This window comes from Sulfitobacter sp. L-8 (assembly GCF_056859255.1).
The window spans coordinates 1-15,865 of the sequence record NZ_JBSXOD010000042.1 but is presented as its reverse complement, the minus strand read 5'-3'; the positions used below and the strand labels follow the sequence as shown (position 1 = coordinate 15,865).

Genomic DNA, 15,865 nt, shown 5'->3' with positions numbered 1-15,865 from the left:
TCATCTCCCCAATTTTCCGGTCCGGCTTTCAAGAAATTTAATCATGGGACTTCCGGCCGGAACAAACCGGCGCAAGCTACTAATAATAGATCAAGGAAGAAAATCATGTCTCAACCTTTTCAACATAGTTCCGCAAGCCTTCTCGAAAGCATCTCGCGCAATCGCTCTGTCGGCTCACCTTTCACGCCCCCAGCAACTTCGTCCCGCAGAAGCGCACCAATGAGTATGAAAGGCTCTAAACCAGTCACCTCACCCACCCGCTCAATTGCCAAAAGCAAAAAGGAAGGTCTGGGGTCAGTCACGAAGGCTCCCAAGCTGGCAGATTGCTCTACGGAACCATTTATTTCTGCCCGGTGTCCCAAAGGCGGATCGACGCGATACTGCGTGCAAATTCGACGGAGAACGGATCAAGGGTCAGTCAGCGCGAGCAAGACTTTTTCAACTCTTGTTGAAGCCAAAAAATGGCGTGACGACACACTGGCCAAAATTCAATTAGGAGAGATGGTTCCCAAAACGAATAAAGATGAAACAAACCAAGTCCTTGTTTCCGGACTATTGCAGCGAAAAATAGAAAACGGTCGGTCGATGGAGCGGTCGGCCATCCAAACCTTGGAATTGCTGATCCAACATGATCGTTGCCAAGTATCAGCATCCACTATCGACATTGATTGGTTCATGGCCATGGCCGATGATCTTCTCGACACAGGTATGCTTCCTCAGACTGCCGCCAGTTACATGAGCATGCTGGCCTCTTCACTAAAATGGGCAGCAAAGCGTAAAGCAGATGTACCATATAACGTCATTGTTCAGGCGATGGAGATACTATGGGAAGATGAAATTCTTGCCCGCTCTGAAGAACGTGAACGCCGACCATCTTTGGAAGAGCTGGATCAAATATTCAATGCTGTGCTTGCCAACAAGCGGCAAAAGATTCCTGTGATTACTATCAGCGTTTTCGCAATTTACTCGTGTCGACGCCTTAGCGAAATTTGTAGGCTTCGCTGGAGCGACCTGAATGTTTCCGAGAGTACAATTTTGGTCCGCGAGATGAAGCATCCGCGCAAAAAGAAAGGTAATAATGTCACCGTGAATTTGCCCCCTGAAGCGTTAAAAATCATCCTGTCCATGCCGAGGACGTCAGAGTTCATCTTCCCGTACAACCCAAGATCTGCAGGAACCGCGTTTCGTCGTCACCGGAAATTGGTCGAAATTGAAGATCTTCGGTTTCATGACTTGCGCCATGAGGGGATTAGCCTGCTGTTCGAGAAAGGTGAACGAGATCACTTCGTTATGAAGACGTCGGGACATCAGTCACGACAATGCTTGGATCGCTATGTCAACGTACAAAGAGCCGGTGACAAATTCGAAAACTGGCACTGGCTGGATTGGGTGATTAGCTACTGGAACACCAATTAAGGCCCTTGTTATTTTGGGGTCGGCGCCGTCTTCGCGTCGGCCTCAAGTAAAATTATCGACCACTGACAAACCTTTTCCCCTGATAACCTTTCCGCTCACAGAAGAACGTTCCCACCTCCTTCAAAGAGAACAATTGGAGGCGAAAATGACAACATTCGAAATGCTCTTGGCACATTTTGGCGGCATCCCGATGATCCCATTGGAAGCAGCAGCGCCGTATTGGGGCTATGAACCTGATACCTTAGCCAAGAAGGTAGAAGCCGGCGACGTCCGCCTTCCCTTTTTTCGTCTCGACAGAAGTCAGAAAGCTGCCCGCCTTGTGATGTTGATCGACGTAGCTAAGCTACTCGATGAGCATCACCGCGCTGCCAGCGATGAGTTCTTCAGAAAATGGGATCAGGGGTGACCGGCGGCTATTTACCGCGGAATTTGGTATTGGAGCAGAGGTCAATGTCACGTGACGGGCCTTCCCGGACCATGGCTCCCGTCAGTACCCTTGCTTAAAAGCCCTAAAAGATGGATCCGAATAAATTCTGCTGGGTCAAAGCTGAGCGCATTCACCCATTTACAAAACTCGACAATATCAAGACGACGCTCACAAATTTCCACCTTTGCGACGTATGACCGGTGGCGCCCCAACAGCTGGGCAAGGTCTGTCTGTGACAATCCCCGCTCCGACCGCAATTTGACAAGAGCCGTCACAACCGCCTTATATTCTTTGGTGTGTTGTGCCCCGGCCATGACGCCCCTTTCGCTATAGACACAACCACTTAGCCTATGCTACTCACTGCTCCCAAAATGGGAGCATTAGGTGCGCAATTACAATTATGGTTACCCAAGTGCCCGATGGCCGCTGCACAGTTGCTATCGCCATAAAGGGCGACTTCTGACAGCCTCAGATAGCGAAAGTGTAGGTAGGGAAAATATCGAGGGATCCATGCCGAGAATCGTATTTTCGGAGCGACGACAGCATGATGTCAGAAGTGATAATTTTTCACCGTCGTTTCAGATTCCAACATCGCAGGCGTGCACATGACAAACCATTTTTTAGACAACTACGTGATCCTGGATTTTGAAGCTTCCAGCCTGTGGATCGAAAGTTGGCCAATCGAAGCCGGCATTACAAGGTTTGAGCAAAGCAAACCGAATACCTGGTCTTCACTAATCAAACCTGCAGCCAGCTGGAACAAACAGGACTTCAACATGTTTTATTCTGCGACACACAGATTGTCTGTAAAGGATCTCCAAGACGCCCCAGAAGCCACGCAAGTTGCCCTGACACTCATCCCGCACATCGCTGGTCGTACAGTCGTGTCCGATCAGCCAGACTACATACAGCACTGGCTCGCTAAACTGCTTCAAACGGCACATTTGGTACACACGCAGCCAGTCACTTCATTTGACGAAGCCAGCATAGAGAACTTCTCCGATGACGGGCTTCGTATTATCAAAGAGACGCTATCAGGACAGGCGGAACCGGGTCGTGCAGGCCCTGACAGTGCGCGGCTTGCATCCGGATGGGAGGCGGCGCTCAGGGAGGAAAACAAGCGTTCTACACTGGAAGATACCCCCCCTAATCCGTGACCTATGGTAAGACTTACACATGCCTGCGGGATACTCTGTACCCTCAGACCTTAAATTGCCAACTTTCCGGCTTTGTCGCAGTATCTTAGTCTTCGCGCGCGCCCAGAATACCCTTTTTCCGGTGTAATCCGTTTACCGTTCGGCAACGTGAGATGCATATCTATCGCACGACCCGAAAGGCTTCTCCATGTCGTCAGACTATCTAAACTTCTCGGAATTGCCCCAAGCCATGCTTCGCCCGGTTGCGGTCGATGAGACTGCAGCAGTCATTGGGGTATCACGCGACACCATGATATGTGTGGTCAAAAATGGCACCCTGCCAAAGTCGGCATTTCACCGGTCCAAGGGCACCTCAACACCAAGTGCGCGGTCCATGACGAGGCACATTACTTGTCCAATGGCGTATTTCGATGCTACCACGGGTCCGCTTCTTAGCATTCATATGCGACGTCGGATGATCCAACAAATTGCCAAGATTCTGCGAGGAAGTGTGCCCAACGAGGTCTTTGAGATAGGAGCGATGCGCATCGACCTCCCGTCGTCGATCTCACAAGCCATATCTAAGATGGCCGCCCTGGCCGCCGCTGAGTCTGAGGTGATCTCTGACCCAAGAACCCGGGATGGCCTGCCAGTGATAAGGGGAACCAGAATTGGGGTTTATGAAATGGTCGACCTTTGCAAGGCTGAGGCTGACCATTATATCCTTGAAAAATTTCCCATCCTCACGCGCACGCTTCTTGAGCATGCAAAGCTCTACGCAAATGGGGCCTGACCTGGCCATAAGGTCGGCGGAGCCTCAACGGCAGCTTCGAGCCCTTCTTGCCCGCGCTGAACATGAAGCTCTTCGCAGTTGCAGCATAGTATCCTGTGCCGCAGACGGCCTTTTGCGGACCTTGGACATGGCTTCAAGATGCTGCGGTGCAGCTCATCATTGCGCGCATTCATTCATCGTGCAGCATTGTATTAATTGAAACGTCGGTCAGCCGAAAAAACTGACCTCGGCCTTCCAGATGCCAAGATCCGCTTTGGGGAATCAATGCACGAATGTGCGGCCTTCAAGGTGCGCGACGGTTATCCCATCCCAGTTCAAATAAGTGATCCTAAATCTGATCCAACGCTGGGATAGGCAGCCGTTGTCGATTTGAGCTGTTTTGCAGTCAGCCCCAGTTTTATCGCCAGCCCGAAAAAGTTGATCAACTCGCCATATTCCGGTCCAAATAGGTGTGCGCCCAAGATCCTACCGTCCGACTTGTCCACCAAGATCTTCGCGGCCGCTGATGCTTCACCGATCCGGTAGTTCGAATACCAGCCGCCTGTGTCGGTGAATCGGACGTCGACATCGTGACCGGCCGCTTTGGCCTCGGCCTCTAACATGCCGACGCGGGCAAGTTCGGGCACCGTAAACACTGCCGTTGGAATGCCCGAATAGTCCGGCACGATCTTCTGCTCCTTGAGCATGTTCGATGCGGCGACCTTGCCCTCGATTACGGCAACGGGCGTCAGTGGCATGCCCTTCGTGTCGGCGGAATCTCCGGCGGCAAACACGGCGTCGTTCGTCGTACTTTGCAGATGCGAGGCCACGATAATGCCCTTGTCGCCATAAGAGACGTCAGCGGCCTCAAGGTTCAGGTCTGCAAGGGCGGCGATGCGACCCGCGCCATGCACGACCAGATCTGTCTCGATGGTCGTCGTTTGGTCGCCTGTTTTCACTTCAACGGCAAAGCCCGCATCAGATGCTGTGATCGAGACGATCTCGGTTTGGCGCCGCAAGTCCACACCGACAGCGGCACTGCGCGCGATGAGCATTTCGACCAGATCGGGGTCAAAAGCGTTTAGCGGGCGGGCACCGCGATCTATGATGACAGGATCGACCCCAGCGCGTGCGGCGATATGTGCAAACTCGAAAGATACGAAGCCGCCGCCGACAAACAGGATACGTTTGGGCAAGGCTTCGAGGTTGAGAAAGCCCGTGCTGTCGATCATCAGATTGGCACCGGTGAAGTTGACCGGTCGCGGTATTGCACCAGCGGCGACAAGGAAACGTTTTGACTGATAGAGATGCCCGTCAACTTCGAGCGTGTTGGCACCGGTAAACCGCGCGGCACCGTGCAGCGTCTCGACACCGTTTCCGGTCAGACCTTTCTCCATCTTATCTGGAACTGGATCGGTAAATCCGCGCTTGTGGGCCATCAAATCCGACCAGTTAATCTTCAGCCCGTCCGGATCGATCCCTTTGCCGCCCATAAGCCGCGCGGCATCGACGATTTCAGCGCCACGCCGCAGGATTTTCTTGGGATCACAGCCCCGCAAGGCGCATGTCCCGCCGTAGGGCAATGCATCCACAATAGCTACACGCCAGCCTGCTGCTCCACATTTATTGGCGGCTGCAACGCCGGCCATGCCCGCGCCGATGACGATCAAATCGTATTCATCTGAATTATTCATGGTTAGTCTCTTTCGCTAAGGGGGGCCTCATGTGTTTGCGCAACACGACAGGCGTCTTATTCGCTTGGCTGCAGTATCGACTGAGCATCTCTTGCCATGAACGGTCGGAATGTCGCTGAGCCCGCTTGCAGCGCCTGAGCCGCACTGAACGAAAAACCAACCGTGTCGCCAGTCTGTTGGCTTCGCCAGCACTCAAGGTGAGCTTCATTGCAAAACCCGATCATTGACTGACACTGATTGGAGGCTGCACATCCGCCATCCTCAACTATACCCGCCCAGATCCGGGCATCTTGCGGTTCGGCCTCCAACAGGGTCAGCCCCTGATCCCCGATCTTGACCGAAACGCAATCGCCGCACGCGCCGCAGTCGAACCAAACCTCCCCTGAGAGGCCCACCATCGCAGATGCGCCAAACGCATCGATCGCGCAGACCGTATGATTGGTTATGCCGGCTATTGTCACGCTATGCGGCATGTCACTGTTGGAGAAAGGATAGGCGTGCTGGATGGTTTCACCGTCCATGACGATCAGATCCCGCGCCTCAAGGTCGTCAAGCAGAGCCTTGTCTTGCGGGTCAACCTTTGGCGGTTGGCCGTGGTTCAAAAATGCCTTCAGGATCGCCAGATGCAGGTCACGTGCTGGCACGGACATTGTGTCCCATTGCTTGCGCGCGCGCCAGTCGGTCAGCAACTGCGGCAGGGCGTGTGTAACATCAGGATCGGTCACAACTGACATATCCAAACTCATGGAATGAGGTTCTTTGGTCATCATTTTCTCCATTACCCTGCGCAACAGCTGAGTTTTGCGACATCCATATCGAAGGTCTGGGCCGCGAGCTTCAGGCCTTCTACGGTGGTCAGATACGGAAAGATCGTTGCGCCGAGGTCTTTGGTCGTCATGCCAAACTTTAAGGCCATGACCAGCGTCTGGATCGTGTCAGAGCCTTCGGGCGCGATGATCTGGCCACCCAGCAGCTTATCTGTAGCCCGATCAGCCACAAGCTTGATCAAACCACGTGTGTCGCGGGCAGCCAAAGCGCGCGGCACCTGATCAAGCGGAACAACCGATGTCTTCACGTCGAACCCTGCGTCCCGCGCCTGTTGTTCGCTGAGGCCGACACCGGCAACCTGCGGATCGGAGAACACGACCCAGGGCATAGCGGCGTTGTCATAGCGTTGATCATCGCCCAGAACGGCGTTTTTCACAGCCAACTTTGCCCCGTAGGCTGCCATATAGACGAACTGATCGCGGTCGGTCACGTCGCCCGCCGCATAGATGCCGGGCACTGACGTCTGCATGTCGTCGCCGATGACGATGGACCCACGCGCGTCGGTTTCTACGCCGACCTCTTCCAAGCCCATTCCTTCGGTATTGGCGCGTCTGCCAGCGGTGGAGACAAGATGATCCGCGGTGACCTCGACAGGCTCGCCGCTCTGCATCACACGCAAGGTTACGCCCGCCGCATCACGGCGCACACTTTCGTAGCTCAGCCCGGTCAGCAGGGTGATCCCCTCGGCCATGAAAGCATCTGCCAAAGCCTCAGACACTTCCGGTTCGGCACCCGGCAACAGATGCGAGCGCGCGACGACCGTAACCTTTACGCCCATCCGGCTCATCATTTGCGCCAGCTCCGCACCAATATACCCCGCCCCAATGAAGATCAGGCTTTCGGGCAAGGTTTTGAGCTCAAGCATGCTCTTGCTGTCCAACGCACCTACACCCGCAACACCGTCAATGGTTGGCAAGATAGAGTGGCCGCCCGTCGCGATAATAATCTTGGGCGCAGTCAGGGTGCGGCTTCCAATCATTACGCCGCCCTTGACCAGTTTTGCCGGGCCAGCGTCGATGTAATCGACGCCCGGATACTCAGGTAACAGGTCTGCGTACTTCTTCTGCCGCATGTTTGCGACCAAGTCGCCCTTGGACTCCACCAAGGTGCGCCAGTCATCAACTTGGGCCTGTCCTGATACACCGGGGAACCGCTTGGCCGCCTGTGCGCCGTGGATCGCCTCAGCCGCGCGGATCATCGCCTTGGACGGCACGCACCCGAAGTTCACGCAAGTACCTCCGATGGTGCCATGCCCGACCAGTGCGACACGCTTGCCAGCATCGGAGGCTGTAATGGATGCGGAGAAACCCGCCGAGCCTGCGCCGATGACAATCAGATCATAGCTTCCGTTACCGTGGTCATTCATGTTGATATCTTTCATTTCAGCGTACCTCGTGCAGATCAGGATTTTTTCGTTTGGCCACAACCAAATAGATGATCGCACCGATGGCTATAAGCGGCGTCAGTATGCCAAGAATTCCAAATAACATGCCGATCGCAGTGCAAGATCCCATCATCATTGCGTCGCTCCTTTTGATTTCATTTTATTGATGAAAAGGGCGTAGACCCCGACAGCTACAAAAGCGCCGACCGTGATGCGCAGAGCAAAGCGGAACTCGATCCAGATGATGAGGATCGACAGAGCAGCGGCAATCGCAGAGGCCCAGATTTTTGGAGCCGGGCCCGGCTTGCCCGCACGCAACCAAAGCGCCTGCGACACAACGGCGAGACAAAAGAAAAGGAGGGGAAACAGCGCGTAATCAAGCCAGCCGGTCAAAGCCGACAGGCCGACACCGGCTACAACGACGACCAAGAGGGGGGTGAAGCAGCACAGGGCCGCAAAGACTGCACCGCCCAGCCCCCACTTCAACATGCGGTCAGGGTTTTTAATGTTCTGGGTCAAAAAGCGCTCTTTCTTTCTGGAGAATGATTGGAGATCGAGGTGCGGCAATTGGCGGACCGGCGAAATTCACGAACAACAAGGAAGGCGAGCGCCGCCACCAGTGCAACGACTATCCAGCCAAGCCCCGACAGCCACGTTCCGAGACCGCCGAAAGCCGCAGCAAGCAGAGCTGTGCCGCCACCGCAGCACACGATCACGACCGGAGCCGCAACTCCGAAGGCCAGTAGCCCGCCCATCAAGTTGTCACCCATTGCAAAGTTCCCCGTGTTTAGGACGCAGTGTCGGGCAGAGCCTGGGCGGGATAGCCATTTGCCGCCACAGCCTTGATGATGTCTTCCACGCTGGTTTCAGCATCATCAAAGGTAACACCGTAAATGCCCTGTCCAAACTCGGGACCGTCAACGAAATCATTAATCTGGACCGATGGGACGCCGCGCATCGAACTGGCAACGATGAACGAACAAGAGGGACAGGTCAGCTCACTGACCGCGATCTCGATTGTGCGCTCCTCGGCAAAAGCCGCTGGGACAAACGCAGCAATGGCCAGCGCTGACGATAACAGTATGTGTTTCATGAGTTTGTTCCTTGCTCAGAATTTGAGAATGAAGGGTGTGATGTAGGGAAAGGCCATCGCCACGGCGACGATGGCGGCTGCGGCCCAAAGTGTCACCCGCATCCCCGTCCGGTTGATCGGGCGGGCACAAGTGCCATCGGCGCAGGCTTCCGGGTCCACCGGCTTGTAGGCCTTATAGAATCCGTATCCGAGGAACACGGCACTCAGCGCGAACGTGTACCATTTATAGGCATAGAGCGCCCCGAGCTGCGCGATGAAGACGCCAGTCACGCCGAAACTCACCAGCACAAGCGGCAGGATACAGCACGATGTCATCGCCAGCGCACCGAGAACGCCAAATCCGGTAGCACCCCAGCCTTTCGTGGCATCATCGCCGGCCTGGCGCGGTTGATCGGATGTCTGGTCAGAAATAGCTTGGTCCATCGAATCGCCCTTGTCCTATTCTTTCCACCGTTCTACGGTCTGTAGGAAGTACAGGCTCAAGGAGTTTCTCATGAAAGGGGATAACATAAGCGTGACATCGTTGCGGCGCGTTGACGTCGCCAGAGCAACGGGCTGTAACCTTGAAACCATCCGCTATTATGAAACGGTTGGCATCATGCCGGACCCGCCACGCAGCGCAAAGGGGTACCGATGCTATGATGATGCCCATGTCAGACGGTTGAAGTTCATCATGCGCTCCCGCGATCTTGGCTTTTCATTGGAGGAGATCAGGGGATTGTTGGGATTGGTCGATGATCGGACCCAGACCTGTGCCCAGGTTCAAACTGTTGCCGAGAGCCATCTTCAGGATGTGCAGGAGAAGATCGCCGATCTGAAGCGGATCGAGCACGTCCTGTCAGTGACCGTTGCGCGCTGCACCGGTGATGCTGCCCCGGAATGTGCTGTCATCGACGCGCTTCTCGAAACATAGATGGAAGAGCGATTGTGAGACAACAGAGTGGTTGACCGGAAGCGATCCGTTATTAGCGGATGAGTGAGCGCAAATTGATCGACCACTCTGTGAAACGGATAAATTATAAATGCAGACGGTTCTAATTTACTTCTTAGCGGCGCTGGCCGAAATTGCAGGATGTTTCGCCTTCTGGGCTTGGTTTCGATTGGACAAAAGCGTGTTCTGGTTGATGCCGGGGATGTTGCTTCTCGGGGCATTCGCCTGGCTGTTGACCTTCAGTCCCGCCGATCAGGCAGGACGCGCCTATGCCATTTATGGTGGGGTATACATTGTTTCGTCCCTGCTCTGGCTCTGGGTTGTCGAGGGTCATAGGCCTGACCAGTGGGACGTCATAGGAGCCATCATTTGCCTTGCCGGTGCAAGCGTAATCCTTTGGGCTCCGCGCAGTATGTGAGGATTCTCCTGTGGCAACTTAAGCAGATTCAAACACTGCGCCAACTTGTCTACTTACCTGGCTTAACGATTCAACTGATCAGAAAGCTTCGTATTGAAAGCTGGAACTAAAATTGCGGTGACTGCCAGTTTCACTCACTGACCTCGAAAGCTGCCATTTAAGTGTTCTGCAGCATGTAGAAATTTGGGCTCGGAGCTGCCTTACGCACCGCAGAAAGGATCTCCGATCCATTACCGCTTGAATGTCGGCTGTCGCCTTTGACCTAATCTTACCGCGTAGGTGCAGCGAATGTCGGCAATCCGCCCTTACAACAAGACCTCTCGCTCCTGCGGAACAGATCGAGCGATTGCAGCGAACGGCAGGAAGGTCCGCATTGCGGTCCTTTACAGGATGTCACATGCGGTCAGCGCGTTTGGCCCCGGCTTCGTTTGGTGGATAATTGGGAAAATCTATTGTCCTGATCGGGTCATGCCGCTCCATCCATTCAACAGACGTCGTGTGAATGGCTCGGAGTGCATTCGCTTGTTTCACAGGTAAATGGTGTCGAAAGACTTTGGATGGAAATGGGATTTACGGATGCGAAGACAGAGCTTCCCAATCGTTTCAGACAGGCTTCAGCGCCTGACACTCAGCGCGCAATAGTCAGTGTTTCCAGGAGCTGCCGGCCGATGGGGTCTTCACACGGTATAAAAGCTTGGCAGCGGTTCCCCCTTGTCTTGAAAAACCGATCATGGTTGGCTTGGCGCAGTCGTGGCCAAACGCGGTATTCTTCAGTATTCTCGGCTCTATACCAGTATGGAACGCAGCATACCGGGGCATACTGACACTCGAAGGCAAGGGACCAAACAACTTGCAAATGAATAAAGCACAGATCCGGGAACTGCCGACGTATTGAATCCCTCTGTCCGATCGATGATACTCAGTTCCGCTGCGTTTCGAGCCCCCATTCATCTGAATGATATAGTGCCTTACAGCCGCATTAAGAAATACCCTAAAACAATTTCAAAGCTTCTCACGCAAAGACACCGGGGAGTTTTTGCGTCATTGCGGGGAATTTCTGCGTCGAATCGGGGGTTTTTTGCGTCATTGTGGGGGGTTTCTGCGTCGCAACGGGGAATTTCTGCGTCGCGTCCCCTGTAAGGTTATGATTTCAAATACCTATTCAGCCCCTGAATCAAGAGGAATCATGAATCTATTAGAAAGAGGCGGCTGAATAAAAATTGCGCTCACCATTTTGGCTTTTTGGAAAAGAACTTCATATACTTTTTGTGTTCAGCAGATGCATCCGCCAGGCGGGAATCTGGGTTGAAGCGTTGCGGCGCGCAGCAGTGTGACAACTCGGGATCTTGCTTGAAAACACCAATGTCGCTTTTTGCGACCATGCGAGTGCTTTTTCCCTTTCGGGGCGAAGCAAGTTCGGGGCCTCGTGCCTCATACCGTGGCGAAGTCGAACCGGCCGGAGGCTTTCGGGGGAAACAAGCGTTTAGGGCGCGCACTGAATGCAGGTTTCCCCTGCCACACCTATAAAGTCACAAGGCTGTTTTACCATGACTGATTTCCTTAAAGGTCAGGAGCAGGCAACAGAATAAACTCTAAAATAGATCGGATGTCAGACTACCAGCAGCGGACTTGGGTGATTTCCTACTCAGTTACAGACAAATCTGAATTTTTTTCTGTAACTTTGGTCTTCGGTCCAAGGTCCCCAGGTCATGCTCTCTACTGTTCCAAGGGACCGCTCACGAGGGCCGTAGTACAAGCTTTGCTTGCTGAGGGTCATACACAAACTGGGTGATCGTACCGTCCTTGATCTTCTGAACGGCTTCATCGATTGCGAAGAGTGGCACCAGGAACCATTCTCGTGGAACAACAGGGCGGCCAAATCGGTCTTCGATTTGAATGTCGAGCCGTGCACTGTCAAATATCCGGTGGATCAGGTTTTCGAGCCTGGTTTGGTTGATGTTGTAAAGCTCGTATGTTGCCACGATGTCGACCGGTGCCATCAGAAATGTTGGCTGCAAATGTGCTCCCGCGATCCGTTTTTCGACGCTCATTGTCGTGACGCCAATCTTGTGCACTAAATCACGGTTCGCAGCAACGGTCGGATTGTTTGACCTACTGCGCAGCACGTAGATTGCGCCGGTGGTATCGTCCCCTTCCTCGGGAGCGTCAGAGAACAGGGGGCCAGCCAGGGGTTCTGTGATGCGCCGGCCTGCTTCATCGCTGTTCAACGCACGTTGCAAAGAACGCATAAGCATTTTGCTTTCGGTACCATTGTCAAAGACAACCCGTAGCCGGGCATCCGTTCGACCTTGATCGGTGAGGGTCACCTCGCCCATGTCGGCAACATAGGCTTTCTGTCCGTGGACAATGAAGAACCGTCCGGGCTCGATTTCAGCTTTCAGCTCAAATGGGCGGGTCTCCCTTTGACCACTGTCCAAATCACGCTGAACCATTTCGAATAAAGGCTGGAACTCGTCAAAATCTTTGCATTCCGCACGATTGGCAACATTCTCTGCAGCCTTCTTTTCCGACGCGGAGCGGACATGCTTGAGCTCGGTTATTGTTGATGGGGCGATGTCCACACCAAGTTCCGCGAGCAAGGCGTCGTCGTCCATATCATCGCTCTGGTCCATAGCAGGGGGCGCGCTCAGCAGCCCCTGATGATCAAGAGGTTCAAGGAGATCACGTGCTTCCGACAACTCACGCAGGCGGTCTAACCTGACTGCGTATAGTCGCTCGAAGATATCCCCACCTGGTGAATGCCCAGGCAAGCGCTCATGATCTGTGACGAACTTCTGGACATCCTCAAACCCCGCGATGATGCGCTCTTCACGCGGCGTTCTTTTGACCCGTTTCTTCTGCTCGATCTCAACGCCGAGCTCAGCAAGAAGAGCATCATCGTCATCTGTGAAATCACTGGGCATTCATCGCCTCCTGCTTCATCCGCGCCAGATATGCGACACCTTCAGCCATTTTCTTTTCCCACGCGTCCGAAGAGGTCATTGACGGCAAAACGCCCCGTTCTTGCTTAAACTTCAAGGCCCGCTTGGCGAGATCCCGGGCCTCCTCTGGGGTAAGCTTGATCTTCTTGGCCTCGATAACAGCAGCGACCTGTTTGAGGCTATCTTCACTCATGGTCTTAGCCAGGATCGCATAGGCCTCGCTGAAGGGGTTGATACGATCGATGAGGTCGATATCAAGATCGCGGACATTCATTGCGAACTGCCGGACCCCAGTCACAAAGGCGGTGCTGGCCTGCGCTTCTGTGTCATCACCCAGCAAGGTCTTTTTGGCTTGTTGCGTGAAATTCAGCGCCGCGACAGCATGTTGCCGCACGGCCTCTTGATCCTCCGCATCAAGTTCGGGAAATTTGGATTGCACGATTTTGCCCATCCGGACTTGGGTGAGTTCTTCCGGTACAAGCTCTTCATCAAACAGCCCGCGCTCTATGGTGGTCTTATCCTGGACAAAGGCCGTGATGACCTCGTTCAGATCGTTCTCGCAGATCCGGCTGGCCTCCGGGCTCTTGGGTTGGGTCAGACCCTTGATCTCTATCTGGAACTTGCCGCTGTCCTCGTTGAAACCGACATTGCACTTTTCCGGATCGAAGCCCCCCTCACCGTAGTCAAAACCCTCCTGCGCCGTATTGGTGGCAACCTTGGGCTTGAACTCGAACTTGGGTGTCAGCACCTGCTCTGTAGATTTCCACACAGAAGTGAACCGGATAGACGGAAAATTTCCACTGAGATTTGAGCCATGTGACCCTTTCCCCAGCGCGATGCGCAACGGGGAGCAGCGGAGTGATACACATGGGACTTTTGAACATTATTCGACGGATGTCTTTGCGGGAGAAGCTATCGATCCGTGAGATCTCGCGACGCACTGGTTTGTCGCGCAATACGATTACAAAATATCTGAACGCGGGCACGATAGAGCCGCAATTCATGACCCCGGAGCGTCAAAGTAAGCTTGATCCTTTCGCTGAGAAGCTTGCCGGTTGGATGAAGACGGAGGCGGGCAAGTCGCGCAAACAGCGGCGAACGCTGAAGCAGTTGCACGCAGATTTGGTGGTTCTCGGCTTTGACGGGTCCTATGGCCGGGTCGCGGCTTTTGCGCGTGACTGGCGGGTTGATCGGCAGCGGGAGCAGCAAACGACAGGGCGCGGCACCTTCGTGCCCCTGTCGTTTCGCCCGGGCGAGGCCTTCCAGTTTGATTGGAGCGAGGATTTTGCCGTTCTGGGTGGCGAGCGCACCAAGCTGCAAGTCGCCCACATCAAGCTGTCGCACAGCCGAGCGTTTCTGGTTCGGGCCTATCTGCTGCAAACGCATGAGATGCTGTTTGATGCCCACTGGCACGGATTCCGTGTCTTTGGCGGCATCCCGGAGCGCGGGATCTACGATAACATGCGCACTGCGGTCGACCGCGTCGGTCGCGGGAAGGAGCGACAAGTCAACATGCGTTTCCTCGCGATGGCGAACCATTATGTGTTCGAGCCTGCGTTCTGCAATCCTGCGGCGGGCTGGGAGAAGGGGCAGATCGAGAAGAACGTGCAGGATTCTCGGCACCGTCTGTGGCAACCTATGCCGAGCTTTCCCGATCTTGCGGCGCTGAACGACTGGCTGGAACAGCGCTGCGTTGCGCTGTGGAACGAGATCCCGCATGCAGCACTGCCCGGGAGTGTTGCTGACGTCTGGACCGCAGAGCAGACCGCGCTGATGCCGTTGCCACCCGCCTTCGATGGGTTTGTCGAGCACAGTAAACGGGCCTCCCCAACGTGCCTGATTAGCTTCGAGCGCAATCGGTATAGCGTCCCGGCGTCGTTTGCGAACCGCCCCGTCAGTCTGCGCGTCTATCCGGACAGGCTGGTAGTCGCTGCCGAGGGTCAGATTCTGTGCGAGCATGTGCGGGTGATTGAGCGAAGCCATCAACTCCCACCACGGACAATCTACGATTGGCGGCATTATCTGGCGGTCCTTCAGCGCAAACCAGGGGCGCTCAGGAACGGCGCGCCTTTTGCGGAATTCCCTCCGGCCTTCAAAGAGCTGCAAGACCTCATGCTGCGCCGCCATGGCGGTGATAGAGAAATGGTCGATATCCTGGCGCTGGTTCTGCATCACGATGAACAGGCTGTGCTGGTCGCCGTGGAAATGGCCTTGGCCGAGGGTGTCGCCACAAAAACCCATATCCTGAATCTTCTGCACCGGCTGATCGACAGAAAGACGACCGGCGGGCCTAACATCGACACACCGCAAGCGCTTGCTCTGCGCAGCGAGCCAGAGGCCAATGTCGAACGCTATGACGATCTGCGTGCACTGAGCGCAGGAGGCCGCCATGCGTCATGATCCTGCCAGCGGCGCCATCATCATCATGCTGCGCAGCCTGAAGATGCACGGCATGGCACAGGCCGTCACCGACCTGATGGAACAAGGCGCACCGGCATTCGACGCCGCGGTGCCTATGCTCGCCCAGTTGCTGAAGGCTGAGGTCGCAGAACGTGAGGTCCGGTCCATTGCCTATCACATGAAGGCGGCCCGCTTCCCAGCTTACAAGGACCTCTCCGGCTTCGACTTCGCGGCCAGTGAGATCAACGAGGCCACTATAAGGCAGCTTCATCGCTGTGAGTTCGTAAACCTCCGCCGAGGGCCGTCTGGCTGCTGGGCTGTGAGATCGTTTATCGAGTGTCCTTATGGACGCACACGAAGACACCCCCCGCATTCAAGTTTTGTCGGTCTCTGATACTGGCCGTCGCCGCCGTTGGTCAGATGA

19 protein-coding genes and 1 pseudogene are annotated in these 15,865 nt (G+C 54.7%); 8 read left to right on the top strand and 12 right to left on the bottom strand.

Features of this window, described 5'->3' with window-relative positions; genetic code table 11:
• Positions 1-105 precede the first annotated feature (105 nt).
• The gene (locus AC13DE_RS06255) at positions 106-1,416 is read left to right on the top strand and encodes a site-specific integrase (protein ID WP_446297515.1); all 1,311 of its coding nucleotides are present in this window, start codon (positions 106-108) and stop codon (positions 1,414-1,416) included.
• 145 nt (positions 1,417-1,561) lie between these two features.
• Complete coding sequence (locus tag AC13DE_RS06250) at positions 1,562-1,822, top strand: pyocin activator PrtN family protein (RefSeq protein WP_335754805.1); 261 nt, start codon at positions 1,562-1,564, stop codon at positions 1,820-1,822.
• Positions 1,823-1,869: 47 nt separating this feature from the next.
• Here AC13DE_RS06250 and AC13DE_RS06245 read toward each other — a convergent pair whose 3' ends face one another.
• Complete coding sequence (locus AC13DE_RS06245; protein WP_418896413.1) at positions 1,870-2,157, bottom strand: helix-turn-helix domain-containing protein; 288 nt, start codon at positions 2,155-2,157, stop codon at positions 1,870-1,872.
• Positions 2,158-2,448: 291 nt separating this feature from the next.
• On the opposite strand from AC13DE_RS06245, the gene AC13DE_RS06240 reads away from it, so the two are divergent.
• Positions 2,449-3,000 (top strand): hypothetical protein, encoded by a 552-nt coding sequence (locus AC13DE_RS06240; protein WP_335754804.1) that lies wholly within the window; start codon positions 2,449-2,451, stop codon positions 2,998-3,000.
• A gap of 187 nt (positions 3,001-3,187) precedes the next feature.
• Positions 3,188-3,772 (top strand): DUF433 domain-containing protein, encoded by a 585-nt coding sequence (locus tag AC13DE_RS06235; protein ID WP_335754803.1) that lies wholly within the window; start codon positions 3,188-3,190, stop codon positions 3,770-3,772.
• A 314-nt stretch (positions 3,773-4,086) separates the two neighbouring features.
• Here AC13DE_RS06235 and AC13DE_RS06230 read toward each other — a convergent pair whose 3' ends face one another.
• From AC13DE_RS06230 to AC13DE_RS06195, 8 genes are read right to left on the bottom strand one after another with little or no spacing between them, the layout of a single operon-like run.
• Complete coding sequence (locus AC13DE_RS06230) at positions 4,087-5,445, bottom strand: dihydrolipoyl dehydrogenase family protein (RefSeq protein WP_335754802.1); 1,359 nt, start codon at positions 5,443-5,445, stop codon at positions 4,087-4,089.
• 56 nt (positions 5,446-5,501) lie between these two features.
• The gene (gene merB, locus AC13DE_RS06225) at positions 5,502-6,191 is read right to left on the bottom strand and encodes an organomercurial lyase (protein ID WP_483047382.1); all 690 of its coding nucleotides are present in this window, start codon (positions 6,189-6,191) and stop codon (positions 5,502-5,504) included.
• 32 nt (positions 6,192-6,223) lie between these two features.
• Positions 6,224-7,654, bottom strand: coding sequence for a mercury(II) reductase (gene merA, locus AC13DE_RS06220; RefSeq protein ID WP_335754800.1), 1,431 nt, complete (start codon positions 7,652-7,654; stop codon positions 6,224-6,226).
• A gap of 1 nt (position 7,655) precedes the next feature.
• Entirely contained in the window at positions 7,656-7,793 is a 138-nt protein-coding gene (locus AC13DE_RS06215; protein ID WP_335754799.1) for a hypothetical protein, read from the bottom strand.
• Positions 7,790-8,224 carry a mercury resistance system transport protein MerF gene (gene merF, locus AC13DE_RS06210; protein ID WP_335754798.1) on the bottom strand — a complete coding sequence of 145 codons (435 nt, stop codon included), beginning with the start codon at positions 8,222-8,224 and terminating at the stop codon, positions 7,790-7,792. Before merF ends, AC13DE_RS06215 begins: the two co-directional genes overlap by 4 nt.
• On the bottom strand, positions 8,173-8,427 hold the full coding sequence (locus AC13DE_RS06205) for a hypothetical protein (RefSeq protein WP_335754797.1): 255 nt from the start codon (positions 8,425-8,427) through the stop codon (positions 8,173-8,175). Before AC13DE_RS06205 ends, merF begins: the two co-directional genes overlap by 52 nt.
• Before the next feature lie 17 nt (positions 8,428-8,444).
• Positions 8,445-8,750 (bottom strand): heavy-metal-associated domain-containing protein, encoded by a 306-nt coding sequence (locus AC13DE_RS06200; RefSeq protein WP_335754796.1) that lies wholly within the window; start codon positions 8,748-8,750, stop codon positions 8,445-8,447.
• A 15-nt stretch (positions 8,751-8,765) separates the two neighbouring features.
• On the bottom strand, positions 8,766-9,173 hold the full coding sequence (locus AC13DE_RS06195; RefSeq protein ID WP_335754795.1) for a mercuric transporter MerT family protein: 408 nt from the start codon (positions 9,171-9,173) through the stop codon (positions 8,766-8,768).
• A 70-nt stretch (positions 9,174-9,243) separates the two neighbouring features.
• Between AC13DE_RS06195 and AC13DE_RS06190 the strand changes: the two genes are divergently transcribed.
• Together AC13DE_RS06190 and AC13DE_RS06185 are read left to right on the top strand one after the other, a co-directional pair.
• Complete coding sequence (locus AC13DE_RS06190) at positions 9,244-9,663, top strand: MerR family transcriptional regulator (protein ID WP_335754794.1); 420 nt, start codon at positions 9,244-9,246, stop codon at positions 9,661-9,663.
• 109 nt (positions 9,664-9,772) lie between these two features.
• Positions 9,773-10,099, top strand: a complete 327-nt coding sequence (locus AC13DE_RS06185) for a YnfA family protein (protein ID WP_335754793.1) — start codon at positions 9,773-9,775, stop codon at positions 10,097-10,099.
• A gap of 1,226 nt (positions 10,100-11,325) precedes the next feature.
• Here AC13DE_RS06185 and AC13DE_RS06180 read toward each other — a convergent pair.
• The 3 genes from AC13DE_RS06180 to AC13DE_RS06170 form a co-directional block, all read right to left on the bottom strand.
• Entirely contained in the window at positions 11,326-11,481 is a 156-nt protein-coding gene (locus AC13DE_RS06180; RefSeq protein ID WP_483047381.1) for a hypothetical protein, read from the bottom strand.
• Between the two features lie 354 nt (positions 11,482-11,835).
• Positions 11,836-13,023, bottom strand: coding sequence for a GIY-YIG nuclease family protein (locus AC13DE_RS06175; RefSeq protein WP_335754792.1), 1,188 nt, complete (start codon positions 13,021-13,023; stop codon positions 11,836-11,838).
• Positions 13,013-13,810 (bottom strand): hypothetical protein, encoded by a 798-nt coding sequence (locus tag AC13DE_RS06170; protein WP_483047380.1) that lies wholly within the window; start codon positions 13,808-13,810, stop codon positions 13,013-13,015. Before AC13DE_RS06170 ends, AC13DE_RS06175 begins: the two co-directional genes overlap by 11 nt.
• Before the next feature lie 98 nt (positions 13,811-13,908).
• On the opposite strand from AC13DE_RS06170, the gene istA reads away from it, so the two are divergent.
• The gene (istA, locus tag AC13DE_RS06165; protein ID WP_483047379.1) at positions 13,909-15,441 is read left to right on the top strand and encodes an IS21 family transposase; all 1,533 of its coding nucleotides are present in this window, start codon (positions 13,909-13,911) and stop codon (positions 15,439-15,441) included.
• Positions 15,431-15,727 (top strand): annotated as a pseudogene (locus AC13DE_RS06160) (ATP-binding protein); the annotation flags it as partial. The gene istA and the pseudogene AC13DE_RS06160, both read left to right, overlap by 11 nt.
• Positions 15,728-15,865: the final 138 nt, after the last annotated feature.

Excerpts from the sequence above, each read along its gene's own strand:
- AC13DE_RS06255 (WP_446297515.1), top strand. The coding sequence starts at position 106 with ATGTCTCAACCTTTTCAACATAGTTCCGCAAGCCTTCTCGAAAGCATC.
- AC13DE_RS06250 (WP_335754805.1), top strand. The coding sequence starts at position 1,562 with ATGACAACATTCGAAATGCTCTTGGCACATTTTGGCGGCATCCCGATG.
- AC13DE_RS06245 (WP_418896413.1), bottom strand. The coding sequence starts at position 2,157 with ATGGCCGGGGCACAACACACCAAAGAATATAAGGCGGTTGTGACGGCT.
- AC13DE_RS06240 (WP_335754804.1), top strand. The coding sequence starts at position 2,449 with ATGACAAACCATTTTTTAGACAACTACGTGATCCTGGATTTTGAAGCT.
- AC13DE_RS06235 (WP_335754803.1), top strand. The coding sequence starts at position 3,188 with ATGTCGTCAGACTATCTAAACTTCTCGGAATTGCCCCAAGCCATGCTT.
- AC13DE_RS06230 (WP_335754802.1), bottom strand. The coding sequence starts at position 5,445 with ATGAATAATTCAGATGAATACGATTTGATCGTCATCGGCGCGGGCATG.
- merB (WP_483047382.1), bottom strand. The coding sequence starts at position 6,191 with ATGAGTTTGGATATGTCAGTTGTGACCGATCCTGATGTTACACACGCC.
- merA (WP_335754800.1), bottom strand. The coding sequence starts at position 7,654 with ATGAAAGATATCAACATGAATGACCACGGTAACGGAAGCTATGATCTG.
- AC13DE_RS06215 (WP_335754799.1), bottom strand. The coding sequence starts at position 7,793 with ATGATGATGGGATCTTGCACTGCGATCGGCATGTTATTTGGAATTCTT.
- AC13DE_RS06205 (WP_335754797.1), bottom strand. The coding sequence starts at position 8,427 with ATGGGTGACAACTTGATGGGCGGGCTACTGGCCTTCGGAGTTGCGGCT.
- AC13DE_RS06200 (WP_335754796.1), bottom strand. The coding sequence starts at position 8,750 with ATGAAACACATACTGTTATCGTCAGCGCTGGCCATTGCTGCGTTTGTC.
- AC13DE_RS06195 (WP_335754795.1), bottom strand. The coding sequence starts at position 9,173 with ATGGACCAAGCTATTTCTGACCAGACATCCGATCAACCGCGCCAGGCC.
- AC13DE_RS06190 (WP_335754794.1), top strand. The coding sequence starts at position 9,244 with ATGAAAGGGGATAACATAAGCGTGACATCGTTGCGGCGCGTTGACGTC.
- AC13DE_RS06185 (WP_335754793.1), top strand. The coding sequence starts at position 9,773 with ATGCAGACGGTTCTAATTTACTTCTTAGCGGCGCTGGCCGAAATTGCA.
- AC13DE_RS06180 (WP_483047381.1), bottom strand. The coding sequence starts at position 11,481 with ATGGTCGCAAAAAGCGACATTGGTGTTTTCAAGCAAGATCCCGAGTTG.
- AC13DE_RS06175 (WP_335754792.1), bottom strand. The coding sequence starts at position 13,023 with ATGCCCAGTGATTTCACAGATGACGATGATGCTCTTCTTGCTGAGCTC.
- istA (WP_483047379.1), top strand. The coding sequence starts at position 13,909 with ATGGGACTTTTGAACATTATTCGACGGATGTCTTTGCGGGAGAAGCTA.